The following is a 25,483-nucleotide window of genomic DNA, read 5'->3' as shown; positions in this document are numbered from 1 at the left end:
CTTTTTCTATTTTCTATCGTAATTTGCGATTTATTATTTCACGCGCGCACCGGCTTTCGCGCCAGAATCTACATCAAGCAAGAATAAATCTGCACCGCCTGTGCCTGCGGAAAGGATCATTCCTTCAGACATACCAAATTTCATTTTGCGCGGTGCAAGATTGGCTACCATAATCACCATTCGCCCTTCCAGATCTTCTGGTTTGTTGTAGGCTGCTTTAATGCCCGAGAATACTTGACGCTGTTCCACGCCTAAATCTAGGATAAATTTCAATAATTTATTGCTTTCAGGCACAGCTTCGCACTTCAGCACTTTGGCAACACGCAAGTCTAATTTAGCGAAATCATCAATGGTGATGGTTTCTTCAAAAGGCTCAAAATCTGCTGCATTTTGCACCGCACTTTTTTCTGTGCTACTTTGCGGATTAAGTTGGGCATTTTCCGCTTTTGATGCGTCAATCATTTGCTCAATTTGTTTCATATCTAAACGAGAGAACAAGGCTTTAAACGGCGCAATTTTGTGAGCAAGCAACGGTGTTGCAAGATTATCCCAAGTAATTTCAGTCTGTAAGAAGGCTTCAGCACGTTCGGCTAATTTTGGTAATACAGGTTTTAAGTAGCCCATTAACACACGGAATAACTCAATACCCATTGAGCAAACTTGTTGTAATTCTTGCTCGCGGCCTTCTTCTTTGGCAATGACCCAAGGGGCTTTTTCATCAATATATTTATTGGCTTTATCCGTTAATGCCATAATTTCACGAATGGCTTTGCCGAATTCACGGTTTTCGTAATAAGCTGCAATGTGATCCGCTTGTGAAGTAAATTCTGCAAATAAAACAGGATCTTGCAAGCTGGCCGCTAATTCCCCAGCAAAACGTTTTTGGATAAAGCCTGCATTGCGTGAAGCAAGATTGACTAATTTGTTTACTACATCGGTATTTACGCGCTGTACGAAATCTTCCAAATTGAGATCTAAATCGTCAATGCGGTTGCCTAATTTTGCCGCATAGTAGTAACGTAAATATTCGGGATCAAGGTGTTTTAAATAGGTTGCCGCTTGGATAAATGTACCGCGAGATTTCGACATTTTCTCGCCATTTACCGTTACATAACCGTGTACGAAAATATTATCAGGCTTACGCAATTCCGCTCCGTCTAACATCGCTGGCCAGAATAATGAGTGGAAGTACATAATATCTTTACCAATAAAATGATAAAGCTCAGCTTGGCTATCTTTATTCCAGAAACTATCAAAATCAATATCGCCTTTGCGGTTGCACAGGTTTTTGAAAGACGCCATATAACCAATCGGCGCATCAAGCCAAACATAGAAATATTTATTTTCTGTACCCGGGATTTTAAAGCCGAAGTAAGGCGCATCACGAGAAATATCCCATTGTTGCAGCCCCGCTTCAAACCATTCTTGCATTTTATTCGCCACTTCTTGTTGCAATGAACCAGAGCGAATCCACGCTTTCAACATTGCTTCAAAACTTGGTAAGTCAAAGAAAAAATGCTCACTTTCTTTCAACACAGGCGTTGCCCCCGATACCGTAGAACGCGGATCGATTAGTTCTGTTGGGCTGTAAGTGGCAGAACAAACTTCACAGTTATCGCCATATTGATCAGGGGATTTACATTTTGGACAAGTGCCTTTAACGAAGCGATCAGGCAAGAACATTTGCTTTTCAGGATCGAATAATTGCGAAATAGTACGGCTTTTGATAAAACCATTTTCTTTTAATTTATTGTAAATGCTTTCTGCCAGCTCACGATTTTCTTCGCTATGGGTTGAATAATAATTATCAAAACTAATGTTAAAGCCTTTGAAATCTTCAACGTGTTTTTGTTGCACATCGGCGATTAACTGCTCAGGGGTAATGCCCATTTGATCGGCTTTAAGCATAATTGGCGTGCCGTGCGCATCATCAGCACAAACAAAATAAATTTCGTTGCCACGCATACGTTGGAAGCGCACCCAAATATCGGCTTGGATATGTTCAAGCATATGTCCTAAATGGATCGGGCCGTTTGCATAAGGCAATGCGCAAGTGACTAAAATTTTACGAGGTGAATTTGACATTATCTGTTACCTTTATCATCAGAAAAATTGTGCCGAATTTTACCTTATTGGCGGTATTTTTTCCAGTTCAAGGCGGTTTATCTCAATTTATACTTAACAGCACCGCCTTGCCGTGTTTAAATATACCCACAAATTTACTCAACTATTCTCTAACCATTTACTTAACAGCGACTTAACAATAGGAAATAATGATGAGCATTCATTTTTCAGCGAATTTAAGCGAGGCTCAACAAGCCGAAATTCAACAATTATTCCAACAATTTCAACACCCTAGCTTACAACGTGATTTAATCACTCTCAATGCGATCAAAAAAGTAGAGCTAGGTGCAGGCGTTTTACGCATTGAAATCACAATGCCTTTTGCGTGGAACAGTGGTTTTGAACAATTAAAAGCAGCGCTAACCAATGCACTAGAAAAAATCACTCAATCCACAGAAGTAAAATGGGTGCTGAACTACCAAATCGCCACCTTAAAACGCGCCAATAATCACCCAGCGGTAAAAGGCATCAAAAATATTATTGCAGTCAGTTCAGGCAAAGGCGGCGTGGGAAAATCCACCGTTTCCGTTAATTTAGCCTTAGCCTTACAAGCACAAGGCGCAAAAGTTGGCTTGCTCGATGCGGATATTTATGGCCCGTCTGTTCCCCATATGCTTGGCGTGGCAGATCAGCGTCCAACTTCGCCAGACAACAAACATATTAACCCCATCGAAGTGTATGGATTACGCACCAACTCTATTGGCTATTTAATGGAACCTGACAACGCCACCATCTGGCGTGGCCCAATGGCAAGTAGTGCGCTAAGCCAGCTTTTACAAGAAACCTTATGGGCGAAAGACGGCGTGGAGCTAGATTATTTAGTAATTGATATGCCACCCGGCACAGGCGATATTCAGCTTACGCTCTCACAACAAATCCCTGTAACTGGCGCGATTGTGGTTACCACACCGCAAGATATTGCCTTAATTGACGCGATTAAAGGCATTTCAATGTTCCAGCGCGTTTCTGTCCCAGTGCTTGGCATTGTGGAAAATATGTCTGTGCATATTTGTAGCAACTGCGGCCATCACGAACCTATTTTTGGTACAGGCGGTGCAGAAAAAATGGCGGAAAAATATCAAGTAAAAGTGCTTGCGCAACAGCCATTACATATCCGCTTGCGTGAAGATATGGATAACGGCAAGCCAACAGTGGTTTCCGCACCAGACAGCGAAATTGCTCAATCTTTCCTACAACTCGCCGAAAAAGTTGCCAGCGAACTTTATTGGCAAGGCGAAATTATCCCAAGCGAGATTTTATTTAAAGCGGTGGAATAAAAATAACATAAACGAAAAGAGCGGTGGTTTTTCACAGAGTTTTAAGTGGTTAAAAATTTGTGGAAAAGTACCGCTCTTTATTATTTGGTTCTTTATTGTTGGTTAAATGCTTTAATGAATAACGGGTTTCGCTCGTTGAGCGACTTCCTTTCTTTTGCTTACCCAAAAGAGAGTAGGCAAAGAAAAGCCCCCCGATCATCGTCAAATTTCGCTTACTCACAGACTGCGTTATTTTGTCTTGCAGTACTGGCGTACTGTCTTCGACAAAATGCCTTGTCTGTAAGTGAGAAATTTAACGAACCCACTTTTCCTCATTCCAATAAAACTTTCTTGACGAAAAGTAACACCATACTCGCGATGCTGTGTTCAGGCGTTACTTTTCTAAAAATTTTATTTTTATTCGGGCGGTTTGGACGGGGGAATGGGGGGCTGAATTTTAAAGTGCGGTGTTTTTTTGGGGGGATTTTTCGGGCGGAAGTAGGGCTATCTCTGATATTGACAAAATAAAAAACGCTCAATTGCTTGAGCGCTTTCTTGTTCTAATTTGGAAATTAGCGACGTAAACCTAAACGAGCGATAGTTTCGCTGTATTTAGCTAAATCAGTACGTTTTAAGTAATCTAATAATTTACGACGACGAGAAACCATACGTAATAAACCACGGCGACCGTGATGGTCTTTTTTATGCACTGCAAAGTGTGCTTGTAAGTGGTTGATTTGTGCAGTTAATAATGCAATTTGAACTTCTGATGAACCAGTATCTTTTGCATCACGACCAAATTCAGCAACGATAGCTGCTTTTTTTTCTGTGCTTAGAGACATATTAAAATCCTCAATAGTAGGGTTAGTCATACATCAAACGCCGATCTCTAATTCAGCGCCGACAAGGAGCAACAATTGTAGCGATTAAGAGAAAAAATGCAATAAATATCTTGGGCAAATAAGCATTTTAATTATATGATTTAACCAAGTTTGATTTCATTTTCAGGTGGATTATGGAACTTGATCAGCAAGTTGCACAGAAAATTGTGCAACGGGCAATGCATATTATTCCAAACAGCGTCAATGTAATGGATAAAAACGGGGTGATTATTGCTTCTGGCGATACTTCCCGTTTAAAGCAAAAGCATACGGGAGCGGTGATTGCAATTCGAGAAAATCGGGTTGTGGAAGTTGATGAGTTTCTTTCGCAAAAATGGAATCAAGAAGCCAAGCCCGGTATCAATATTCCGATTAATTATCTCGGTAATATTTTTGGCGTTGTGGGGGTATCAGGCAAGCCAGAGGAAGTACGTCCTTATGCTGAATTAGTAAAAATGACGGCGGAATTAATTGTTGAACAGCACATTTTAATTGAGCAAGAACGTTGGTTGCATCGTTATAAAGAGGAATTTATTTTACAGTTAGTCAATCATTCGCAGAAATATCCCCAGCTTGCTCAACAGGCAAATTTCTTTGGCATTGATTTATCCCTTGATTATGTGGCAACGCTGATCAATTTGTGCCATTCCAATCAAACTCAATTACAAGAATTAGTCAGCTACTTGCAACAGCAAAATGTGCTTTTTGCCATTCATTCTTTGGATTCCATATTGATATTATTACCCGCGAATGAACGTCAAAATAAAATGTTGTTGAAAACCTTTGTGCCACCCCATTGGAGCCCTCATCAATATAAGATTGTGGTGGGTGGTTTTTTAGGTGGAAATGAAAGGTTGGCGCTTTCCTATAAAACAGCATTAAGTACGCTAAGTTATGGATTAAAATTTTTCCCGAAAAAATCGATTTATTTTTTTGAACAATACCAGCTGCCTGTTTTATTAGATGGTTTAACAGATTCTTGGCAAGCAAAAGAATTGTTAAAACCTATTAATAAACTTTATGCGCAAGATACCAATCAACAATTACGCAAAACGCTGCAACAATATTTTTTATCAAATTGTGATCTCACTCTCACCGCACAAAATTTATTCATTCATATTAATACACTGCGTTATCGGCTTAACAAAATTGAGCAAATAACCTCTTTGTCTTTCAATAAGATAGATGATCTATTTGTGTTTTATTTAAGCATATTGTTTAAAAAGTAATTTGTATTTTTCTATAAATTATTATGGGTTTTCACCCTAATTTTTGTATTTTAGGATAAAGTATTTTCGCAGAGAAAAAACAATAATGTGATCGATGATTAATCATATAAAAGGAGAAATGATATGACGGGCATCGCACTCATTATTAGCTTTATCCTTGCTATCCTTATTATGATTTTTATGATAGCGAAATTAAAAGTTCACCCTTTCCTCGCATTAATGAGCATTTCCCTTGCGTTAGCGCTTATTGCGGGCATTCCTCTCACTAAAATTCCAGTAATGGTTGGAGCTGGTTTTAGTGGCACATTTAAGAGCATCGGTATTGTGATTATTTTCGGTGCGATTATCGGTATGGTGCTAGAAAAAACAGGTGCAGCCTTAAAATTAGCTGATATGGTTGTTAAACTGGTTGGGCAAAAACGACCAGAGTTAGCTATGCTTATTATGGGCTGGGTTGTTGGTATTCCAGTGTTCTGTGATAGCGGTTTTGTTGTGTTAAATCCAATTCGTGAAGCGATTCAGAAAAAAATTGCCGCAAATCCCGTTGGTACTGCGGTTGCACTGAGTGCAGGGCTTTACGCCGCACACGTTTTTATTCCACCAACACCGGGGCCAATTGCCGTGGCAGGTGGATTAGGTTTAGAGCATAATTTATTATTGGTCATTCTTATGGGGATTGCAGTATCCATTCCTGTTTTGATCGCAAGTTATCTTTTTGCCAAATTTATTGGCAAGCGAGTTATTTTGCAAGATGATGCTAATGATGAACTGATTGCTCAAGGTTATGAAGACTTATTGAAAAAATATGGCACTTTACCTAATGGATTTTTAAGCCTTGCGCCGATTTTTGTACCTATCATTTTAATGGCACTAGGTTCAATCACTAAAATTTCAGGCGCAACAGGGGATATTGCCAATTTCATTTTATTCTTAGGCAATCCGATTATTGCCTTAGGAATTGGATTAATCTTTGCCATCATTCTTATTTTTCAATGTGGCAAAATCAGTGAGTTTGAAACCTTAACCAACGACACCCTAAAACTCGTTGGCCCAATTCTGTTTATTACAGCAGCTGGTGGCGTATTAGGCAAAGTGATTGTTGAAGCGGGATTCGTAGAATATATTAAAGAAAATGCGCATATTATTAGTAGTGCGGGTATTTTCTTTCCATTTATTATTTCAGCAATTTTGAAAACCGCACAAGGCAGCTCTACCGTAGCAATGATCACCACTGCGGCAATTATGGGAATGTTTAATGTTGATGATTCTCTAATGAGTGCATTAGGATTAACCAGTGAAATTGCTGCCGCGCTGACCGTAATGGCGATTGCGGCAGGGGCAATGTGTGTTTCTCACGCTAATGACAGTTACTACTGGGTGGTAACAAACTTTAGTAAAATGACACCACAACAAGGCTATCGCACACAAACCACACTCACTTTTATTATGGGAATTGTGGGGATTAGCACTGTTTATGTCCTTTCCTTAGTTTTACTTTAACAGGAATTAACAATGAAAATACTCATCGCACCAGATTCATTCAAAGAAAGTTTGACCGCGTTTGAAGTGGCAGAAGCGATTGAAATTGGGTTTCGCAAGATTTTTCCGCACGCGCAATATTGCAAAATTCCAATGGCTGACGGTGGAGAAGGTACGGTACAATCTTTGGTGGACGCGACGCAAGGCAAGCTGATCCAATGCACGGTTACCGCCCCTTTGGGTAATAAGATTGATGCCTTTTGGGGGCTTTCTGGTGATGGTGAAACCGCATTTATTGAAATGGCAGCGGCTTCAGGGTTACATCTTGTGCCAATGGAGGCGCGTAATCCATTGAAAACCACCAGTTTTGGCACGGGAGAATTGATTTTGAACGCCTTAAATTATGGGGTGAAAAAAATTATTCTCGGCATTGGTGGAAGTGCAACCAATGACGCTGGCGTGGGAATGTTGCAAGCCTTGGGCGCGTGCTTTCTCAATGCTGAAAATCAATCTTTGGGCTATGGCGGTGAACAGCTAATTCACACAGCTCATATTGATTTGAGCCAGCTTGATTCACGTTTAGCGCAAGTACAAATCGAGGTGGCTTGTGATGTGAATAATCCATTATGTGGTGAAACTGGCGCATCTGCCGTATTCGGGCCGCAAAAAGGTGCTACTGCTCAAATGGTGCAACAACTTGATGCAGCGCTTGCTCATTTCGCCGAGAAAGTACAGCAACAGCTTGGTATTAATATCGCCAATCAATCAGGTGCAGGAGCAGCTGGCGGAATGGGCGGTGGATTATTGCTGCTGCCTAAAGTGCGGTTGAAAAAAGGCGTAAATATTGTGTTAGAAACCTTAAATTTTAGCGCCCAAGTGCAAGATGCCGATTTGGTGATTACTGGCGAAGGGCGAATGGACGGGCAGAGCGCTTACGGAAAAACGCCCATTGGTGTCGCCAAAACTGCTAAGCAATTTGATAAACCTGTGATTGCTATCGTAGGCTGCCTGCGGGAAGATTATGAAGTGGTGTATGAGCAGGGCATTGATGCGGTCTTTCCGATCATTCGTCAGCTCAATAGTCTGGAAAACACCTTGCGTTCGGGAAAAGAGAATCTGATTTCAACGGCGCAAAATATCGCCAGATTTTATCAGTTAGCAATGAAGTAACAGAATAGAGAAAAGACAAGTACGGTGGAAAATTTTCAGATTTTTCACCGCACTTTATTTTTAGGCATAAGACACGTTTTTCTACCAACTTTTCTACATTAACGTCCTGTAGCTTACTACTTTATTATCTCGATAAAGCTTGCGAAAAAACGGAGCACTTCCCTACTCCATCGTCTTTTTCTTTCCTAGTCAGTCAGCTTATCAATTCCCAAATGACGATAGGTTCGCAATGTGGCGATACGTCCTCTTGGGGTGCGTTGTAAAAAGCCTTGTTGGATTAAATAAGGCTCAAGCACATCTTCAATGGTTTCACGTTCTTCACCAATGGCAGCGGCAAGGTTGTCTAAGCCCACAGGGCCACCGTCAAAACGTTCAATAATGGCGCTTAATAATTTGCGATCCATAAAGTCGAAACCTGCGGGATCAACATCTAACATTGAAAGGGCGGATTTTGCAATTTGTGCAGAAATTTGCCCTGCATTTTTAACATCGGCATAATCTCGCACACGGCGCAATAAACGGTTGGCAATACGCGGTGTACCACGGGAACGGCAGGCAATTTCTTGCGCCGCATCTTGTTCAATGGCTAAATTTAAACATTGCGCACTGCGTGCCACAATAGACGTGAGATCTTCCACAGAATAAAATTCTAAGCGCTGCACAATGCCAAAGCGATCACGCAAAGGGGAAGTGAGTGAGCCTGCTTTGGTGGTCGCGCCAATTAAAGTAAAAGGGGGCAAATCCAGTTTAATTGAGCGCGCCGCTGGGCCTTCACCAATCATAATATCAAGCTGATAATCTTCCATTGCGGGATACAGTACTTCTTCAATAGCTGGGGAAAGTCGGTGAATTTCATCAATAAATAGCACATCGTGCGGTTCAAGATTGGTTAGCATTGCCGCTAAATCGCCTGCTTTTTCAAGCACTGGCCCAGAAGTGGTGCGGATATTTACTCCCATTTCATTCGCCACAATATTGGCAAGGGTGGTTTTCCCTAATCCCGGTGGGCCGAAAATCAATAGGTGATCGAGTGCATCTTGGCGCAGCTTGGCGGCTTGGATAAAAATCTCCATTTGCTCACAGACCTGCGGTTGCCCCACATAATCGGTGAGTAATTTAGGGCGAATGGCACGATCAATGACTTCTTCATCGAATTTTTCCGTTGCGCTGACAATTCTATCTACTTCAATCATTATTCTGCCTTAATTTATAACGCCGCTTTCAGGGCTTCGCGGATTAATTGTTCGCTGTTAAGTGCAGGATTGGCAACTTTCTTCACCATTTTTTCCGCTTCACTTGCTTTGTAACCTAACGCAATTAATGCCGCGACTGCATCATCAATCTGAACATTTTCTTTATTTGGTAATTTTTCTGCCGCAGGCAAATGCGTGCTTTCAATAAAGAAATCGCCTTGTTGTAAATCTTTAAATTTCCCTTTTAATTCAACCAGTAAGCGTTCTGCTGTTTTTTTGCCCACGCCGGGGATTTTGACCAATTTAGACAATTCTTCACGTTCTATGGCATAAGCAAATTCATTGACCGACATCGCAGATAAAATGGCGAGTGCCAGTTTCGGGCCTACACCGTTGGTTTTGATTAGCTCACGGAATAAAGTGCGGTCTTGTTTATGGGAGAATCCGAACAACAAATGCGCATCTTCCCGCACGACCAAATGGGTGAAAAGGGTAGTTTGTTGCCCACTTTCTGGCAAGTTATAAAAGCTGGTCATTGGCAATAAAAGCTCATAGCCCACGCCTTGCACATCAAGCAAAATTTCTGGTGGTTGCTTTTCGACTAATAATCCTGTTAAACGGCCTATCATAATTTCCCCTTAAAACGATTTGCCATAGGATAAAATAAAACTGGATAAATATCCAGTTTTAAACGATAAATTTTCAAGCGTAACCATCATAAACGGAAACGCCCACGGCTATATCTCGGACGCAAAAGTGCGGTGTTTTTTCCCGCTGTTTTTTGCATATTCTGATTAATTTGCGATAAATGGGCGAAAGAGTGAGCGTGTGTAATCGCAATCGCTAAGGCATCGGCAGCATCGGCTTGCGGTTTCGCGGAAAGATTAAGAATGCGCGTTACCATTTCTTGCACTTGGGTTTTATCGGCCGCCCCTGTGCCAACCACCGTTTGCTTGACTAAGCGTGCGGCATATTCAAACACCGGTAAATCGTGGTTCACAGCAGCAACAATCGCCACGCCACGGGCTTGCCCAAGTTTTAAGGCAGAATTGGCATTTTTGGCCAAAAATACTTCTTCAATGGCAAACATTGTGGGCTGAAATTGAGTGATAATTTCGCTCACACCCGCATAAATACGCTTTAAACGGGTTGGCATATCTTCTGCCTGAGTGCGGATCACCCCGCTGCCTAAATATTCCAATTTAAGCCCCATTTGGCGAATCACCCCATAGCCGGTTAAACGAGAGCCAGGGTCGATACCTAAAATAATTGCCATCTTTTTTCCTAAATGAAAAAGGTGCTGAAGATCACGCACCTTTTAACTTATCGCCGATCAAATCAATGTGAGAAATTAAAGCAATGCTGCCACTTCATCACTGATTTCGCCATTGTGATACACGTTTTGCACATCATCACAATCTTCTAGCATATCAATTAAGCGTAATAATTTTGGTGCAGTTTCCGCATCAAGATTTACCGTAGTTGATGGAATCATTGTTACTTCGGCTTCTTGAATTTTGAAGCCTGCTGCTTCAATGGCTTCACGCACTGCACTTAAATCTTCCCACGCAGTGTAGATTTCAAAACTGCCATCTTCTTGTGGTTGAATATCATCTGCGCCTGCTTCAATTGCTGCTTCTGTAAGCGCATCTTCATCGGCTTCCGCTATTAAAATCAAGCCTTTTTTACTAAACAAATAGCCTACAGAACCTTCTGTACCTAAGTTTCCGCCGCATTTAGTGAAGCTTGGACGAACCTGTGAAATGGTGCGATTTGCGTTATCACTTAAACATTCCACCATTACCGCTGTACCACCTGGACCATATCCCTCATAAACTTTAGTTTCCATATTGGTGTCATCGCCACCGCCCACACCACGATCAATTGCACGGTTGATGGTATCGCGCGTCATATTGTTAGAAAGGGCTTTATCCACCGCCGCACGCAAACGCGGGTTAGCACTCACATCACCGCCACCAAGTTTGGCTGCGGTAACCAATTCACGGATTAATTTAGTAAAGATTTTTCCACGTTGGGCATCTTGGGCGGCTTTACGGTGTTTAATATTCGCCCACTTACTATGTCCTGCCATTTTGTTTCCTTCTGTTTTTGTGATCTTTTTGATCTTGAGTTTAATTAAATTTGTTTATTTTTATAAATCGGGTTTCGCCGATGGCGACTTATGTTCACCACAATAGGCGTCATATCATTTAGTGTGTAGTTATTGCTACTATCAAATCTCCCCCTACCCATCTTTTCTAAAGAGGGGCTAGGGGAGATTTGGCAGAAGTCATTCCAGCCAAATAATCAATCAGCCCTTATTTAACAAATAACCAGCTATCAACAGTGATTATATTTATTCTAATTTTGAAGTGCGGTCAAAAATACTCTTATTTTTTTCACCGCACTGTTCCCCTCTTTAGCAAAGAGGGGTTAGGGGAGATTTGGCAGAATTTATTCCAGCCAAATAATCAATCAGCCCTTATTTACCAAATATTTCTCAATCGCTGCGGCGTTATTTGGCGATTTTGTCATTTGCACGGCCTGTGGTGGGGAAACCCATTTAAAGGCCAAATGCTCGCTGAGTTGCGGTTCAAATTCCTGTTCCACGGCGCATAAAAACCAATGTTCGCGCGCGTGGGTGATATTCGGTGCGTATTTATAGCGGAAATGGGGAAAAATTTCAAATTCTACGCTTTCGTTGCAATCAAAAAGTGCGGTTGAATTTGGTGAAATTTTTAACCGCATTTCTTCCCAAAGCTCGCGGATTGCCGTTTCTCTTGCGGTTTCGCCATTTTCCATTGAACCTGTTACCGACTGCCAAAAATCAGGATCGTCTTTGCGTTGTAGCATCAACACACGATTTGTGTTTTTGGCGTAGATAATAACGAGAACGCTTTGGGGATTTTTGTATTGCATATACTACAAAATATCAGTAGGTAAAGGTTCAACAGCTAGCGCATTATGCCAATATTCAAGACTTTTTGGCGATATATTACCGTATTTGGCAGAAATTTCTAATAAGGCTTGCTGTAAAGCCTTCGCTAATTCAGGCTGATTGCATAGCTTTAAACTGCGCATTGCTCTTGTCATTCTAAGCTGATTGTGATCATACGGTTTTAACCAAGGATATTGTCTTTTGGTAAGAATGATCTGCCCCCAAAAAGTTAGACTATATTCTAATTTAATTCAAGGACTGAGTTCTGTATTCCACAGGGCTTAGTCCTTTGAGCTTCACTTGAATACGCTCATTGTTGTAGTAATGAATGTACTCGTGAATCACTTTTTCAAGCTGTTCAAAGGTTTCAAACCGCTTGCCAAAGTAACATTCCGTCTTCAATCGCCCGAAAAAGCTTTCCATCGCACCATTATCAAGACAATTGCCTTTTCTCGACATACTTTGCGTAATACCGTGTTTTTTCAATATCTCCCGATAACTCATCATTTGATACTGCCATCCTTGGTCGGAATGCAGTATCGGTTTTTCCCCCGCTAATCGGTTCACCGCTTGGGTCAACATTCTGGTTATCTGCTCAAAATTCGGACTTCTCGCCACATTATAAGCAATAATTTCGTTATTAAACAAGTCTTTAATCGGCGATAAATACACTTTGCCTTCCGCACATTTGAACTCGGTGATATCCGTTACCCACTTCTCATTCGGCATCGTTGCCGTAAAATCCCGTTGCAACAGATTATCGGCAATTTGCCCCACTTTGCCTTGGTAAGAACGATATTTTTTCTGCTTACTTTTTCCTTTTAACCCCAAACGTTGCATTATCGCTTGCACCCTTTTGTGGTTGATAATCAAGTATTTCCTTAATTCCAAGGTAATTCGACGATAACCATAATTTTCGTCATTTTTGCGATAAATTTCCTCTATTTTCTGTGAAATCGCTACATTTTTATCCGACTTTGGCTTGAGATGATAAAAGAACGAACTGCGTGCCAATCCGATTAGCCTGAGTAACAATTCCAACGGGAAATGCGAGCGTAAGGCATTTACGATGACGGCTTTTTCTGCATTTTTTGTTGGTTGAGTTCCTGCAACTTTTTTAGCATTGCATTCTCCGCTTCTAATTCCAAAATTCGGTAACGCAAGCGTTCTTCTTCTGTTTTGGGCGTTGGTGGCATTTTAGGTGAGTTGAGTTTCATACTTGGACGACCTTTAGGTTTGAGTAATAACCCATCTATACCTTGTTTTTCAAAGCGTTGCAACCATTGACTAATTATCCCTGAACTGGGGATATCAAAGCGAAAGCAGGCGGCTTCAGCGGAGCACTGGCCTTTTTTGATAGCTTGAATAACCTTTAATTTAAACTCAACAGAATAATATCGTTTGGGGCTGTAGTAGATTAGCCCTAAATTTCACACCATTTTCGCAATATTTTTAACTGCTCTTTTGGTGTCCCAAAGTTAAACCGAAATTCACATTCCTTCAAGAATAAAGGAAAGTTTTTTCGGTTAATTCCATTATATTTTCGCAGTATCCGCTTCGCCTGATTCCAAAAATTTTCAATGCCATTAATATGATTTTGTTTCACCGCAAATAGCTCGGAATGATTGATTCGTTCGTGGTGAAATTCACTCACATCAAGCGCATCATAACTGCGATAAGTGTCCGTATAAACCCAGCTATCAGGCTTGATTTTTCTTTTAATAACAGGGAGTAATGTTTCACTATTGGTGTTTTCAACCACAACAGTAAATACCTTTCCTTGTCGTTTTAGTAACCCAAAAACAGCAACTTTTCCAGCCGCTCTCGTCCTCGTTTTCCCTTTCTATGACCACCAAAATAGCTTTCGTCTAGTTCAATTTCCCCCTCAAAAATCTCGTTAACTTCAAGGGATAAATGATAGCCAATCACAAGCCTGATTTTATGGTAGAACAAAGCGGCTGTATTCGGTTGAATATCTAGCAAATTTGCTGCCGTTCTTGCAGTAACTTCTGCGACAAAAAACTCAAGCAGTTTTTTCTGTATAGATTTCTTTAATTTACAATATGTTATCTTCATTTTTGTAGTATAGCATTGTTGCTAATCTACTACAGCCCCTATCGTTTTTTACCTAACACAGCTAATCCATTGATTCCATTATGATTAAATTTCGCAATCCAACGTGCTAACGTTCTTTGGGGAAGCTGAAAATACTGGCGAGTAAGCGAAGGTTTTTTTCCATTTTGATGATAAAAGTCGAGCACTTGTTGTTTGAAACGTTGAGTATATTTAGTCATAAAAATCTGCACCTTAATCAGTTGGTTGTTTAGTCCAACTTTTGGGGTGCAGATCAAAATCTGACCGCACTTTTTTAATTGCCAATTTAGTTTGCTTTCACCACAGAAATAGCTAACTCCGCCAATGCCTGCGGGTTGGCATAGCTTGGGGCTTCGGTCATTAAGCACGCGGCGGCGGTGGTTTTCGGGAAGGCGATAACATCACGAATGTTGTCTGTGCCAGTTAAAAGCATCACTAAGCGGTCTAAACCAAAGGCTAAACCTGCATGTGGTGGTGTGCCGAATTTTAATGCGTCCAGTAAGAAACCGAATTTTTCTTGTTGTTCCGCTTCGTTAATGCCAAGAATACGGAAAACGGTTTGCTGCATTACAGGATCGAAAATACGCACCGATCCGCCGCCCACTTCGTAGCCGTTAATCACCATATCGTAAGCATTCGCCACGGCTGCCGTTGGATCTTGCTCTAATTGGCTCAGGCTGAAATCTTTTGGTGAGGTGAACGGGTGGTGCATTGCGGCAAGGTTGCCCTCTTCATCACGTTCAAACATAGGGAAATCTACCACCCAAAGCGGTTTCCATTCGTCCAAGCGGGTTAAACCTAAATCACGCCCTAATTTTAAGCGTAACGCTCCCATTGCATCAGTGGCAATGTTCCATTTATCCGCCCCGAAGAAAAGAATGTCGCCGTTTTGTGCTTGCACACGGGTTAATAACGCATTTAACACGTCTTCAGAGAGGAATTTTGCGATTGGGCTTTGCACGCCTTCTAAGCCTTTTTCAAGCTCATTAACTTTCAACCACGCTAAGCCTTTTGCACCATAAATGCCAACAAATTGGGTGTATTCGTCAATTTGTTTACGGGTAATGTTTGCACCATTTGGTACGCGGATCACGGTTACGCGCCCATTTGGATCATTAGCAGGGCCGCTGAACACTTTGAAATCCACCTCTTTCACTAAATCAGCCACGTCCACCATTTCTAATGGGTTACGCAAATCAGGCTTATCTGAACCGAAACGTTGCATTGCCTCCGCCCAAGTCATCATTGGGAATTTACCGAGATCTACGCCTAAAATGTCTAACCATAATCCGTGGATCATTTGTTCCATAATTGCACGCACTTCAGGGGCGGTTAAGAATGAGGTTTCCACATCGATTTGGGTAAACTCAGGCTGGCGATCCGCACGCAAATCTTCATCACGGAAACATTTTACAATTTGATAATAACGATCAAAGCCGGACATCATCAGCAACTGCTTGAATAATTGTGGTGATTGCGGTAAAGCATAAAATTTACCTTTATGCACACGGCTTGGCACTAAATAATCACGCGCACCTTCTGGCGTGGCTTTGGTGAGCATTGGGGTTTCAATATCAAGGAAACCGTGATCGTCCATAAAACGGCGAACAAAACTGGTGATTTTCGCACGAGTTTTTAAACGTTGTGCCATTTCAGGGCGGCGTAAATCTAAATAACGGTATTTTAAGCGTTGCTCTTCCGTGTTATTTTGATTGAAATCTAACGGCAACACATCAGCGGCATTGTAAACAAAAAGGGATTTCGCCAACACTTCCACTTCACCTGTTGCCATATTTTTATTGATTTGATTTTCAGGGCGCGCCATCACTTCCCCTTTAATTTGTACGCAAAACTCATTACGCAAGCCAGCCGCAGCAGTGAGTGCTTCTTGATATTTCGGGTCAAAGCAGACTTGTACAATGCCTTCACGATCACGCAGATCGATAAAAATCAAGCCCCCTAAATCACGGCGCTTATTCACCCAACCGCTCAGAGTAACTTCTTGTCCAATGTTGCTGCGGTTTAACGCCCCGCAATAATGAGTTCGCATCATAATATTTTCCTTATTGAAATCTTAAAAAAGTGATAACCGCAAGATTATAGCGGAAATCTTGGGGGGATAGAATTGTTTATTCAGTGAATTTATTAAATTCGGTGCAAGGACTTGCTGTGTATATTGTAAAATTTTCCATTTGTGAGAACCGCAGTCTTGCTCTAAAATGCAGGCAAAATAAAGTGCGGGGGAAATTTTGTAAATTTTCACCTCACTTTGCTAACCCATTTAGGATAAATAATGAGTAAAGATACCATTTTTTCCGCCCCGATTAAGAATTTGGGCGATTTTACTTTTGATGAAAATGTGGCGGAAGTGTTCCCTGATATGATCCAGCGTTCTGTGCCGGGCTATTCTAATATCATCACTGCAATTGGAATGTTGGCGAGCCGTTTTGTGACGCCAAATTCTAATGTGTATGATTTAGGCTGCTCTCGTGGGGCGGCAACCCTTGCGGCCAGACGCAACATTCATCAGCCGAATGTGAAGATTATTGGCGTGGATAATTCATTGCCAATGGTGGAACGCTGTCGCCAGCACGTTCAGGCATATCACAGCGAGATTCCTGTAGAGATTTTGTGCGATGATATTCGCAACATTGAAATCAACAATGCCTCAATGGTGATTTTGAATTTCACCTTGCAATTTTTGCCACCGCAAGATCGTAGGGCGCTGTTAGAAAAAATTTACCAAGGGCTAAATCCCAATGGCGTGCTGGTGCTATCGGAAAAATTCCGTTTTAATGATGAAACAATTGATGAACTATTGATTGATTTGCACCACGAATTTAAGCGCGCCAATGGTTACAGCGAGCTAGAAGTGAGCCAAAAACGCACCGCACTTGAAAATGTAATGCGTACTGATGATATTGAGACCCACAAAGCGCGGTTGAAATCGGTGGGATTTTCTCACATTGAATTATGGTTTCAGTGCTTTAATTTTGGATCGATGATTGCCATTAAATCAGTTATTCCTCGCTAATAAGAAAGCCACTCAAAAGAGTGGCTTTAAAATAAAAGAGGCTAATTTAGCTCTTAGAAGTAAACGCGGAGACCAACCGCATACTTACTCTCTTTAGATTTATTTACAGGATTCGCGTTATCCTTTGTTTTTAAATGAGCATATTCAACAAAAGTAACAACATTGTTGCTGAATTTATAGTCAGCACCTACAATATAAACGTTTTCAGTCTCTTTGTTACCAGTAGAAATCAACTCATCTTTCTCTTGGTTACGTTGCCATTGTACATAAACATCTGTTGGCTCCATGACTTGATATTTGGCACCAACCAAAAGGCTCTTATTAGTTTCTGTTTTAACACCATTTTCCTTAGAAACAGTTTGACCATATTCAACACCAAACGAAGCTGGTCCATAAACGATTTGTGCAGAAGTTCTCCAGCTTGTATCTTTAGCTACAGTATTAGTAGTTCTATCATCATCTTTACGATCAACACCATAACCTGCAGCTAGGTTTAATGCTAAATCATCGGTAAAGTTATTGGAATAGAATAATGAAGCACCATAACCATATTTAAGCTTAGCATCTGGACTACCTGAAGCAGATCTATCTTTGTTTGAACGACCAAACGCATAATCTAAACCAAAACTAAAACCAGACCATTCTGCTGACTTAAACTTAATTGATTTGTCTGCAAAGTCATTTAAATTATTGTTACCACCCCAGATATAAGTGAAATCGGATAATTGTACACTATCTAGTGTAGTTTCTTGCTTACCAAAAGTAACTTGACCAACATCGGATAAAGCTAAACCCGCGAATAATTGACGAACACGAGGGTTGGCAAAAGTATTCTTAGCTTTAGCTTGAGCTTGTTGCGCCGAGGTCATACTGTCATAGTTATCAATATTATCAAAACGTAATTCTAAACCGCCAAGTGCTTTTAAACCATTTTGTAAGTCGTGTTCTGCTTTAACCCATAAACGAGAACCATCATTTCGTAAATCTCCTCGCTGTTCATCACCAAATTTACCCAGTGCCACACGAACAGACCCAGATACATCCACTTTGCTAGTATCATTCTTATAAACTGTCGCTGCACTTGCTGAAGTTGCTACAGCGGCTACTGCTAATGCTAATAATGTCTTTTTCATAATCAAATTCCTTTCAGAATTAAGTTGTTATTACAATTTAAAGTTAAGCTAGAACTTTTCTTAAAAGAAAATGTCAAAGCTGACTTCACTTGAAGCAGGGCTATATTAGCAAAGAAACATTCAAGTGTCAATGCAAAATCTGAAAAAGTTCACCATATTTAGTGATCAAGATCACATATTTTAAGAAAAGTTGCTCTTCATACTTAGCTTATACAAAATCTGTATAAAGCTACATCTAATACATAAAATATAGATAATAACGGCTTATTAAGCTTATGAAAGTATATGGGGAAGCACGGATAGGTTTCACAAAATGTTTAACAAATGACTTCTTTAATCTTTGTATCTGTAAATAGACTAAATCATATACTATGGTCTAAATTGAATGATATATGCAAAAATCAGCTCTTATACTAGCTACAAACACTTAAATTATGGGGCTGTAGTAGATTAGCAACAATGCTATACTACAAAAATGAAGATAACATATTGTAAATTAAAGAAATCTATACAGAAAAAACTGCTGGAGTTTTTTATCGCAGAAGTTACTGCAAGAACGGCAGCAAATTTGCTAGATATTCAACCGAATACAGCCGCTTTGTTCTACCATAAAATCAGGCTTGTGATTGGCTATCATTTATCCCTTGAAGTTAACGAGATTTTTGAGGGGGAAATTGAACTAGACGAAAGCTATTTTGGTGGTCATCGAAAGGGAAAACGAGGACGAGGACGAGGAGCGGCTGGAAAAGTTGCTGTTTTTGGGTTACTAAAACGACAAGGAAAGGTATTTACTGTTGTGGTTGAAAACACCAAGAGTGAAACATTACTCCCTGTTATTAAAAGAAAAATCAAGCCTGATAGCTGGGTTTATACGGACACTTATCGCAGTTATGATGCTCTTGATGTGAGTGAATTTCACCACGAACGAATCAATCATTCCGAGCTATTTGCGGTGAAACAAAATCATATTAATCGCATTGAAAATTTTTGGAATCAGGCGAAGCGGATACTGCGAAAATATAATGGAATTAACCGAAAAAACTTTCCTTTATTCTTGAAGGAATGTGAATTTCGGTTTAACTTTGGGACACCAAAAGAGCAGTTAAAAATATTGCGAAAATGGTGTGAAATTTAGGGCTAATCTACTACAGCCCCTAAATAAATGATAAAAATAGGTATATTCAGAAAAGTAAAATGGGATATATAAAGTACAAAAAGTCTAATTAGGTTCTTTTCCCAGCTTTTCCCTAACTAATAACATCTAGAACCAAGATAACTGAAAGTAAACGAGAAGATAAATTAAGATAACCAAGATTAAATTAAGCGAAAAAAACGCCCCAAAATAAAATCCCAAATAGGAGATATAAAATAAAACCAATAAAAAACGCCACCGAGTTTCCTCAATGGCGTTCTTCTTTCATTCAAAACCTGGCGGTGTCCTACTCTCACATGGGAATTTCCCACACTACCATCGGCGTTACAGCGTTTCACTTCTAAGTTCGGCATGGAATTAGGTGGGTCCACTGCACTAGCGCCGCCAAGATAATTCTTTAGATTCTTTACTTTATTTCTCTTAGTCGATAACTTCTCTTATTTCTATGCCATTATCCGACTAAGTGTCTTTATTCTTACTCTTTCTTTCCAATCAAAAACAAGCCAAAACCCTTGAGCGTTGTATAGTTAAGCCTCTCGGGCAATTAGTACTGGTTAGCTCAACAGCTCACACCGCTTACACACCCAGCCTATCTACGTCGTAGTCTCCAACAACCCTTACAGTCTTATAGACTGGGAGAACTCATCTTAAGGCAAGTTTCGTGCTTAGATGCTTTCAGCACTTATCTCTTCCGCATTTAGCTACCCAGCTGTGCCTCTGGCGAGACAACTGGTACACCAGTGATGCGTCCACTCCGGTCCTCTCGTACTAGGAGCAGCCCCTCTCAATTCTCCAACGCCCACGGCAGATAGGGACCGAACTGTCTCACGACGTTCTAAACCCAGCTCGCGTACCACTTTAAATGGCGAACAGCCATACCCTTGGGACCTACTTCAGCCCCAGGATGTGATGAGCCGACATCGAGGTGCCAAACACCGCCGTCGATATGAACTCTTGGGCGGTATCAGCCTGTTATCCCCGGAGTACCTTTTATCCGTTGAGCGATGGCCCTTCCATTCAGAACCACCGGATCACTATGACCTGCTTTCGCACCTGCTCGACTTGTCTGTCTCGCAGTTAAGCTTGCTTATACCATTGCACTAACCTGACGATGTCCGACCGTCATTAGCAAACCTTCGTGCTCCTCCGTTACGCTTTGGGAGGAGACCGCCCCAGTCAAACTACCCACCAGACACTGTCCGAACACCCGTTTCAGGCGCTTCGTTAGAACATCAAACGTTAAAGGGTGGTATTTCAACATCGACTCCACGATAACTGGCGTTACCGCTTCATAGTCTCCCACCTATCCTACACATCAAAATTCAAGGTTCAGTGTCAAGCTATAGTAAAGGTTCACGGGGTCTTTCCGTCTAGCCGCGGGTACACCGCATCTTCACGGCGATTTCAATTTCACTGAGTCTCGGGTGGAGACAGCCTGGCCATCATTATGCCATTCGTGCAGGTCGGAACTTACCCGACAAGGAATTTCGCTACCTTAGGACCGTTATAGTTACGGCCGCCGTTTACTGGGGCTTCGATCAGGAGCTTCTCTTTCGATTACACCATCAATTAACCTTCCAGCACCGGGCAGGCATCACACCCTATACGTCCACTTTCGTGTTTGCAGAGTGCTGTGTTTTTAATAAACAGTTGCAGCCAGCTGGTATCTTCGACCGGTTCAACCTTCGTGAGCAAGTCACTACAATCTACGCCGGCGCACCTTCTCCCGAAGTTACGGTGCTATTTTGCCTAGTTCCTTCACCCGAGTTCTCTCAAGCGCCTGAGTATTCTCTACCTGACCACCTGTGTCGGTTTTCAGTACGGTTTAGTAAAGCCTGAAGCTTAGTGGCTTTTCCTGGAAGTGTGGTATCAGTTACTTCAGCACCTTAGTGCCTCGTCATCATCTCTCAGTGTTAACGGTGAGCCGGATTTGCCTAACTCACCCACCTACCAACTTAAACACACATATCCAACAGTGTGATAACCTAACCTTCTCCGTCCCCACATCGCAGCTTTACCAAGTACGGGAATATTAACCCGTTTCCCATCGACTACGCTTTTCAGCCTCGCCTTAGGGGCCGACTCACCCTGCCCCGATTAACGTTGGACAGGAACCCTTGGTCTTCCGGCGAACGGGTTTTTCACCCGTTTTATCGTTACTTATGTCAGCATTCGCACTTGTGATACGTCCAGCAATCCTCTCAAATCACCTTCTTCCGCTTACACAACGCTCCCCTACCCAACAGACGTATCACTAATATCCCTCTTCGATTTTCTCTCTACACTCAACGTGTTTTTCGCTTTACCCACTTGCTTCGCAAGTGGGTAATCGTTAAGGCGTATTAGTGATACGCCTGATGCCGCAGCTTCGGTACTATATTTTAGCCCCGTTACATCTTCCGCGCAGGCCGACTCGACTAGTGAGCTATTACGCTTTCTTTAAATGGTGGCTGCTTCTAAGCCAACATCCTAGCTGTCTAAGCCTTCCCACTTCGTTTCCCACTTAATATAGATTTTGGGACCTTAGCTGGCGGTCTGGGTTGTTTCCCTCTCCACGACGGACGTTAGCACCCGCCGTGTGTCTCCTGAGTATCACTCTTCGGTATTCGGAGTTTGCATCGGTTTGGTAACCCGGGATGGGCCCCTAGCCGAAACAGTGCTCTACCCCCAAAGGTGTCCGCTCAAGGCTCTACCTAAATAGATTTCGGGGAGAACCAGCTATCTCCCGGTTTGATTGGCCTTTCACCCCCAGCCACAGGTCATCCGCTAATTTTTCAACATTAGTCGGTTCGGTCCTCCAGTTAGTGTTACCCAACCTTCAACCTGCCCATGGCTAGATCACCGGGTTTCGGGTCTATACCTTGCAACTCAACGCCCAGTTAAGACTCGGTTTCCCTTCGGCTCCCTTATTCAGTTAACCTCGCTACAAAATATAAGTCGCTGACCCATTATACAAAAGGTACGCAGTCACCCCATCACTCAATCACACTGCTATTTTTGGGTTTGACTCGCTTCGCTCGTCGTACCCTACACTTTAAAGTGCGGTGTTATTTTTGGTGCTTTTTGCCTCTTCCACCACTCAATGTGTTTGAGTGATGGGGCTCCCACTGCTTGTACGTACAGGGTTTCAGGTTCTATTTCACTCCCCTCACCGGGGTTCTTTTCGCCTTTCCTTCACAGTACTGGTTCACTATCGGTCAATCAGGAGTATTTAGCCTTGGAGGATGGTCCCCCCATCTTCAAACAGGATTCCTCGTGTCCCGCCCTACTTCTCGTAAGCTTAGTACCACAGCCTGGATTTTAAATACGGGGCTATCACCCTGTGTCGCTTGCCTTCCCAGACAATTCTTCTATCTCTGCTGCTATCACTTACTGGCTTCTCCGCTTTCGCTCGCCGCTACTCACAGAATCTCGGTTGATTTCTTTTCCTCGGGGTACTTAGATGTTTCAGTTCTCCCGGTTCGCCTTGTTTACCTATTTTATTCAGTAAACAATGATAGGTTCTTCACCTATCGGGTTTCCCCATTCGGACATCGTGGGTTAAACGCTTCTTATCAACTCACCCACGCTTTTCGCAGATTAGCACGTCCTTCATCGCCTCTGATTGCCAAGGCATCCGCCCTGTACGCTTTCTCACTTAACTATACAACCTCAAGGATTTTTCTCCCTGAAGTCTCTTCATTCTCGTTGAGAACGCTTACTTGCTTTTGTTCAAGTAAGTCTTTTTTACTCAGACTTCTTCAATTTAATAAGAAAATGGTTCTATCACTGTCACCACTTCCTCATTAGCTTGAAAGTCTCTTCAGTTTTCAGCTTGTTTTTACATTGTTAAAGAGCAAATTAGATATGACGCTTACGTCTTATCATTACTAAATTCTTTCTACTTTCCTTTCACTCTATTCCCTAAACTAGCTTTAGATATTTAAGTGAATTAAGGTAATTAATTTAAAAGAACTTACTAATGATTTGGTGGAGATAAGCGGGATCGAACCGCTGACCTCCTGCGTGCAAGGCAGGCGCTCTCCCAGCTGAGCTATATCCCCAATCATTCTCCGCATCACTTGAGTGGTGGGTCTGAGTGGACTTGAACCACCGACCTCACCCTTATCAGGGGTGCGCTCTAACCACCTGAGCTACAGACCCTCAAGGATTCGGGTTATTCTTCATTTGCTACTCATTGTCTAACATCAATCATCACAATCTGTGTGAGCACTCGTCTTTCCTGTCTTTGTAAGGAGGTGATCCAACCGCAGGTTCCCCTACGGTTACCTTGTTACGACTTCACCCCAGTCATGAATCATACCGTGGTAAACGCCCCCCTTACGGTTAAGCTATCTACTTCTGGTACAACCCACTCCCATGGTGTGACGGGCGGTGTGTACAAGGCCCGGGAACGTATTCACCGCGACATTCTGATTCGCGATTACTAGCGATTCCGACTTCATGGAGTCGAGTTGCAGACTCCAATCCGGACTTAGATGCACTTTCTGAGATTCGCTTACCCTCGCAGGCTCGCATCCCTCTGTATGCACCATTGTAGCACGTGTGTAGCCCTACTCGTAAGGGCCATGATGACTTGACGTCATCCCCACCTTCCTCCAGTTTATCACTGGCAGTCTCCTTTGAGTTCCCACCCGAAGTGCTGGCAACAAAGGATAAGGGTTGCGCTCGTTGCGGGACTTAACCCAACATTTCACAACACGAGCTGACGACAGCCATGCAGCACCTGTCTCTAAGCTCCCGAAGGCACTCCCGTATCTCTACAGGATTCTTAGGATGTCAAGAGTAGGTAAGGTTCTTCGCGTTGCATCGAATTAAACCACATGCTCCACCGCTTGTGCGGGCCCCCGTCAATTCATTTGAGTTTTAACCTTGCGGCCGTACTCCCCAGGCGGTCGATTTATCACGTTAGCTACGGGCACCAAGCTCAAAGCCCAATCCCCAAATCGACAGCGTTTACAGCGTGGACTACCAGGGTATCTAATCCTGTTTGCTCCCCACGCTTTCGCACATGAGCGTCAGTATCTCCCCAAGGGGCTGCCTTCGCCTTCGGTATTCCTCCACATCTCTACGCATTTCACCGCTACACGTGGAATTCTACCCCTCCCTAGAGTACTCTAGTAAACCAGTCTGAAATGCAATTCCCAAGTTAAGCTCGGGGATTTCACATCTCACTTAATTTACCGCCTGCGTGCCCTTTACGCCCAGTTATTCCGATTAACGCTCGCACCCTCCGTATTACCGCGGCTGCTGGCACGGAGTTAGCCGGTGCTTCTTCTGTGGCTAACGTCAAACGGTAGTACTATTAACACTACCGCCTTCCTCACCACCGAAAGAACTTTACAACCCGAAGGCCTTCTTCATTCACGCGGCATGGCTGCGTCAGGGTTCCCCCCATTGCGCAATATTCCCCACTGCTGCCTCCCGTAGGAGTCTGGGCCGTGTCTCAGTCCCAGTGTGGCTGGCCATCCTCTCAGACCAGCTAGAGATCGCAGGCTTGGTAGGCCTTTACCCCACCAACTACCTAATCCCACTTGGGCTCATCTTATGGCAGGTGGCTAAACGTCCCACCCTTTAATCTTTCGATTCTATGCGGTATTAGCCATCGTTTCCAATGGTTATCCCCCTCCATAAGCCAGATTCCCAAGCATTACTCACCCGTCCGCCACTCGTCAGCATCGAAAGCAAGCTTTCAACCCGTTACCGTTCGACTTGCATGTGTTAAGCCTGCCGCCAGCGTTCAATCTGAGCCATGATCAAACTCTTCAGTTTAATCTTTCTCAATTCGTACACTAACAA

The 25,483-nt window shown here is 42.4% G+C and carries 16 protein-coding genes, 2 tRNA genes, 3 rRNA genes and 3 pseudogenes; 6 read left to right on the top strand and 18 right to left on the bottom strand.

Going from position 1 to position 25,483, the window contains the following annotated elements; genetic code table 11:
* Window positions 1-33 precede the first annotated feature (33 nt).
* Window positions 34-2,085 carry a methionine--tRNA ligase gene (gene metG, locus ELZ61_RS05185; protein ID WP_126371944.1) on the bottom strand — a complete coding sequence of 684 codons (2,052 nt, stop codon included), beginning with the start codon at window positions 2,083-2,085 and terminating at the stop codon, window positions 34-36.
* Between the two features lie 191 nt (window positions 2,086-2,276).
* Between metG and apbC the strand changes: the two genes are divergently transcribed.
* A complete protein-coding gene (gene apbC, locus ELZ61_RS05180; protein ID WP_126373600.1) occupies window positions 2,277-3,401 on the top strand; it encodes an iron-sulfur cluster carrier protein ApbC in 1,125 nt (374 codons plus the stop codon).
* A gap of 551 nt (window positions 3,402-3,952) precedes the next feature.
* On the opposite strand, the gene rpsO is transcribed toward apbC, so the two are convergent.
* On the bottom strand, window positions 3,953-4,222 hold the full coding sequence (gene rpsO, locus ELZ61_RS05175; RefSeq protein ID WP_017805737.1) for a 30S ribosomal protein S15: 270 nt from the start codon (window positions 4,220-4,222) through the stop codon (window positions 3,953-3,955).
* Window positions 4,223-4,395: 173 nt separating this feature from the next.
* Here rpsO and ELZ61_RS05170 point away from each other — a divergent pair, with 173 nt between their 5' ends.
* The 3 genes from ELZ61_RS05170 to ELZ61_RS05160 all read left to right on the top strand — a co-directional run bounded on the left by ELZ61_RS05170 (window position 4,396) and on the right by ELZ61_RS05160 (window position 8,139).
* On the top strand, window positions 4,396-5,490 hold the full coding sequence (locus ELZ61_RS05170) for a sugar diacid recognition domain-containing protein (RefSeq protein WP_126371942.1): 1,095 nt from the start codon (window positions 4,396-4,398) through the stop codon (window positions 5,488-5,490).
* Window positions 5,491-5,613: 123 nt separating this feature from the next.
* Complete coding sequence (locus ELZ61_RS05165) at window positions 5,614-6,990, top strand: GntP family permease (RefSeq protein WP_126371940.1); 1,377 nt, start codon at window positions 5,614-5,616, stop codon at window positions 6,988-6,990.
* Window positions 6,991-7,002: 12 nt separating this feature from the next.
* Window positions 7,003-8,139: a glycerate kinase gene (locus ELZ61_RS05160; RefSeq protein WP_126371938.1), complete on the top strand. Its 1,137-nt coding sequence runs from the start codon at window positions 7,003-7,005 to the stop codon at window positions 8,137-8,139.
* Window positions 8,140-8,324: 185 nt separating this feature from the next.
* Here the strand turns inward: ELZ61_RS05160 and ruvB are convergent, their stop codons facing one another.
* The 10 genes and pseudogenes from ruvB to aspS all read right to left on the bottom strand — a co-directional run bounded on the left by ruvB (window position 8,325) and on the right by aspS (window position 16,417).
* Complete coding sequence (gene ruvB / locus ELZ61_RS05155; protein WP_035685781.1) at window positions 8,325-9,332, bottom strand: Holliday junction branch migration DNA helicase RuvB; 1,008 nt, start codon at window positions 9,330-9,332, stop codon at window positions 8,325-8,327.
* A gap of 14 nt (window positions 9,333-9,346) precedes the next feature.
* Window positions 9,347-9,961 carry a Holliday junction branch migration protein RuvA gene (gene ruvA / locus ELZ61_RS05150; protein WP_126371936.1) on the bottom strand — a complete coding sequence of 205 codons (615 nt, stop codon included), beginning with the start codon at window positions 9,959-9,961 and terminating at the stop codon, window positions 9,347-9,349.
* A gap of 86 nt (window positions 9,962-10,047) precedes the next feature.
* Complete coding sequence (gene ruvC / locus ELZ61_RS05145) at window positions 10,048-10,608, bottom strand: crossover junction endodeoxyribonuclease RuvC (RefSeq protein ID WP_035685784.1); 561 nt, start codon at window positions 10,606-10,608, stop codon at window positions 10,048-10,050.
* Between the two features lie 75 nt (window positions 10,609-10,683).
* The gene (locus tag ELZ61_RS05140; RefSeq protein ID WP_103852766.1) at window positions 10,684-11,424 is read right to left on the bottom strand and encodes a YebC/PmpR family DNA-binding transcriptional regulator; all 741 of its coding nucleotides are present in this window, start codon (window positions 11,422-11,424) and stop codon (window positions 10,684-10,686) included.
* Window positions 11,425-11,807: 383 nt separating this feature from the next.
* Complete coding sequence (nudB, locus tag ELZ61_RS05135) at window positions 11,808-12,251, bottom strand: dihydroneopterin triphosphate diphosphatase (RefSeq protein WP_126371934.1); 444 nt, start codon at window positions 12,249-12,251, stop codon at window positions 11,808-11,810.
* 3 nt (window positions 12,252-12,254) lie between these two features.
* The gene (locus ELZ61_RS10685) at window positions 12,255-12,425 is read right to left on the bottom strand and encodes a hypothetical protein (RefSeq protein ID WP_164550723.1); all 171 of its coding nucleotides are present in this window, start codon (window positions 12,423-12,425) and stop codon (window positions 12,255-12,257) included.
* 91 nt (window positions 12,426-12,516) lie between these two features.
* Window positions 12,517-13,673 (bottom strand): annotated as a pseudogene (locus ELZ61_RS05130) (IS3 family transposase); the annotation flags it as partial.
* A gap of 20 nt (window positions 13,674-13,693) precedes the next feature.
* Window positions 13,694-14,346, bottom strand: a pseudogene (locus ELZ61_RS05125) (IS1595 family transposase).
* Between the two features lie 41 nt (window positions 14,347-14,387).
* A pseudogene (locus tag ELZ61_RS05120) lies at window positions 14,388-14,564 on the bottom strand (helix-turn-helix domain-containing protein); the annotation flags it as partial.
* Between the two features lie 86 nt (window positions 14,565-14,650).
* On the bottom strand, window positions 14,651-16,417 hold the full coding sequence (aspS, locus tag ELZ61_RS05115; RefSeq protein ID WP_126371930.1) for an aspartate--tRNA ligase: 1,767 nt from the start codon (window positions 16,415-16,417) through the stop codon (window positions 14,651-14,653).
* Window positions 16,418-16,657: 240 nt separating this feature from the next.
* Here aspS and cmoA point away from each other — a divergent pair, with 240 nt between their 5' ends.
* Window positions 16,658-17,398 carry a carboxy-S-adenosyl-L-methionine synthase CmoA gene (gene cmoA / locus ELZ61_RS05110; protein WP_126371929.1) on the top strand — a complete coding sequence of 247 codons (741 nt, stop codon included), beginning with the start codon at window positions 16,658-16,660 and terminating at the stop codon, window positions 17,396-17,398.
* A gap of 53 nt (window positions 17,399-17,451) precedes the next feature.
* Here the strand turns inward: cmoA and ELZ61_RS05105 are convergent, their stop codons facing one another.
* On the bottom strand, window positions 17,452-18,531 hold the full coding sequence (locus ELZ61_RS05105; RefSeq protein ID WP_126371927.1) for a porin: 1,080 nt from the start codon (window positions 18,529-18,531) through the stop codon (window positions 17,452-17,454).
* A 475-nt stretch (window positions 18,532-19,006) separates the two neighbouring features.
* Between ELZ61_RS05105 and ELZ61_RS05100 the strand changes: the two genes are divergently transcribed.
* The gene (locus ELZ61_RS05100) at window positions 19,007-19,666 is read left to right on the top strand and encodes an IS1595 family transposase (protein ID WP_126371925.1); all 660 of its coding nucleotides are present in this window, start codon (window positions 19,007-19,009) and stop codon (window positions 19,664-19,666) included.
* Window positions 19,667-19,957: 291 nt separating this feature from the next.
* Here ELZ61_RS05100 and rrf read toward each other — a convergent pair.
* From rrf to ELZ61_RS05075, 5 genes are all read right to left on the bottom strand, one after another.
* Window positions 19,958-20,073 (bottom strand): 5S ribosomal RNA (rrf, locus tag ELZ61_RS05095).
* 134 nt (window positions 20,074-20,207) lie between these two features.
* Window positions 20,208-23,327: ribosomal RNA gene (locus ELZ61_RS05090) — 23S ribosomal RNA — on the bottom strand.
* A gap of 324 nt (window positions 23,328-23,651) precedes the next feature.
* Window positions 23,652-23,727, bottom strand: a tRNA-Ala gene (locus ELZ61_RS05085).
* A gap of 23 nt (window positions 23,728-23,750) precedes the next feature.
* Window positions 23,751-23,827, bottom strand: a tRNA-Ile gene (locus ELZ61_RS05080).
* 88 nt (window positions 23,828-23,915) lie between these two features.
* Window positions 23,916-25,456 (bottom strand): 16S ribosomal RNA (locus tag ELZ61_RS05075).
* Together the 16S, 23S and 5S rRNA genes with 2 tRNA genes alongside form the textbook arrangement of a ribosomal RNA operon.
* Window positions 25,457-25,483: the final 27 nt, after the last annotated feature.

Origin of the sequence: Avibacterium volantium (assembly GCF_900635775.1) — a bacterium.
GTDB lineage: Bacteria > Pseudomonadota > Gammaproteobacteria > Enterobacterales > Pasteurellaceae > Avibacterium > Avibacterium volantium.
The sequence above is the reverse complement of the archived record's forward strand: the minus strand, read 5'-3'. Positions and strand labels throughout refer to the sequence as shown.

What these genes read in the sequence shown, in the direction of transcription:
- ELZ61_RS05105 (WP_126371927.1), bottom strand. Translation starts at nt 18,531, where the DNA reads ATGAAAAAGACATTATTAGCATTAGCAGTAGCCGCTGTAGCAACTTCA.
- ruvB (WP_035685781.1), bottom strand. Translation starts at nt 9,332, where the DNA reads ATGATTGAAGTAGATAGAATTGTCAGCGCAACGGAAAAATTCGATGAA.
- ELZ61_RS05160 (WP_126371938.1), top strand. Translation starts at nt 7,003, where the DNA reads ATGAAAATACTCATCGCACCAGATTCATTCAAAGAAAGTTTGACCGCG.
- ELZ61_RS05100 (WP_126371925.1), top strand. Translation starts at nt 19,007, where the DNA reads ATGAAGATAACATATTGTAAATTAAAGAAATCTATACAGAAAAAACTG.
- ruvC (WP_035685784.1), bottom strand. Translation starts at nt 10,608, where the DNA reads ATGGCAATTATTTTAGGTATCGACCCTGGCTCTCGTTTAACCGGCTAT.
- ruvA (WP_126371936.1), bottom strand. Translation starts at nt 9,961, where the DNA reads ATGATAGGCCGTTTAACAGGATTATTAGTCGAAAAGCAACCACCAGAA.
- ELZ61_RS05165 (WP_126371940.1), top strand. Translation starts at nt 5,614, where the DNA reads ATGACGGGCATCGCACTCATTATTAGCTTTATCCTTGCTATCCTTATT.
- ELZ61_RS10685 (WP_164550723.1), bottom strand. Translation starts at nt 12,425, where the DNA reads ATGACAAGAGCAATGCGCAGTTTAAAGCTATGCAATCAGCCTGAATTA.
- ELZ61_RS05170 (WP_126371942.1), top strand. Translation starts at nt 4,396, where the DNA reads ATGGAACTTGATCAGCAAGTTGCACAGAAAATTGTGCAACGGGCAATG.
- cmoA (WP_126371929.1), top strand. Translation starts at nt 16,658, where the DNA reads ATGAGTAAAGATACCATTTTTTCCGCCCCGATTAAGAATTTGGGCGAT.
- ELZ61_RS05140 (WP_103852766.1), bottom strand. Translation starts at nt 11,424, where the DNA reads ATGGCAGGACATAGTAAGTGGGCGAATATTAAACACCGTAAAGCCGCC.
- metG (WP_126371944.1), bottom strand. Translation starts at nt 2,085, where the DNA reads ATGTCAAATTCACCTCGTAAAATTTTAGTCACTTGCGCATTGCCTTAT.
- apbC (WP_126373600.1), top strand. Translation starts at nt 2,277, where the DNA reads ATGAGCATTCATTTTTCAGCGAATTTAAGCGAGGCTCAACAAGCCGAA.
- aspS (WP_126371930.1), bottom strand. Translation starts at nt 16,417, where the DNA reads ATGATGCGAACTCATTATTGCGGGGCGTTAAACCGCAGCAACATTGGA.
- rpsO (WP_017805737.1), bottom strand. Translation starts at nt 4,222, where the DNA reads ATGTCTCTAAGCACAGAAAAAAAAGCAGCTATCGTTGCTGAATTTGGT.
- nudB (WP_126371934.1), bottom strand. Translation starts at nt 12,251, where the DNA reads ATGCAATACAAAAATCCCCAAAGCGTTCTCGTTATTATCTACGCCAAA.